This window comes from Oleiphilus sp. HI0132, assembly GCF_001635845.1.
In genome coordinates this window covers 1-864 of record NZ_LWGJ01001700.1, presented here as the reverse complement: position 1 = coordinate 864, position 864 = coordinate 1, and the positions used below count along the sequence as shown (strand labels likewise).

The window sequence follows — 864 nt, the reverse complement described above, 5'->3', positions numbered from 1 at the left end:
TTCAATACTGCTCGTATCGAAGCGCTTGAGCTGGATAACTTGTTCGAAGTTGCTTACGCAACAGCTGTAGCTGCAGAAGGACGTAAAGAAAGTCGTGGTGCTCATGCTCGTAATGATTTTACTGAGCGTGATGATGAAAACTGGTTGAAACACTCAATGTACTTCCCTCTAGAGAAGCGCGTTGGTAAGCGTGATGTTAATTTCTCGCCTAAGACCGTTGATGCGTTCCCACCAAAAGTACGCTCTTACTAAGGGGAGATTTGGAAGATGTTAGTAAGTTTATATCGCTATAATCCTGAACAAGACACTGCACCCTATATGCAGGATGTTGAGTTACAGATCCCTGAAGGGAAAGATTTGATGGTTCTTGATGTCCTGGGCTTGCTTAAGGAAAAAGATCCATCACTGGCTTACCGCCGCTCTTGTCGTGAAGGTGTTTGTGGTTCAGATGGTTTGAACATGAATGGTAAGAATGGATTGGCTTGTATTACACCTCTTTCAGAAGTTGTGAAGGGTAACAAGTTAATCATTCGTCCTTTGCCGGGCTTGCCGGTTATTCGTGACTTGGTTGTAGATATGTCTATGTTCTACAAGCAATACGAGAAAATTAAGCCATTCTTGATTAATGATACGCCAGCACCTGCTATTGAGCGTATACAGACGCCTCAAGATCGTGAAAAGCTGGATGGATTGTATGAATGTATCTTATGTGCTTGTTGTTCAACAGCTTGCCCATCATTCTGGTGGAATCCTGACAAGTTTGTCGGGCCATCAGGTTTGTTACAGGCATACAGATTTTTGGCTGACTCACGTGATACTGCTACGGCAGAGCGTTTAGCTGATTTGGATGACCCTTTCAGTGTT

Annotated in this window: 1 protein-coding gene and 1 pseudogene; both read left to right on the top strand. The window is 43.6% G+C overall.

The genetic code is table 11. The annotated features are described in order from the left end of the window. Positions 1–252: pseudogene (gene sdhA / locus A3766_RS25990) on the top strand (succinate dehydrogenase flavoprotein subunit); the annotation flags it as partial. 15 nt (positions 253–267) lie between these two features. Beyond that, positions 268–864, top strand: a 597-nt coding sequence (locus A3766_RS25985) for a succinate dehydrogenase iron-sulfur subunit (protein WP_068643260.1), incomplete at its 3' end; no start/stop codon positions are given.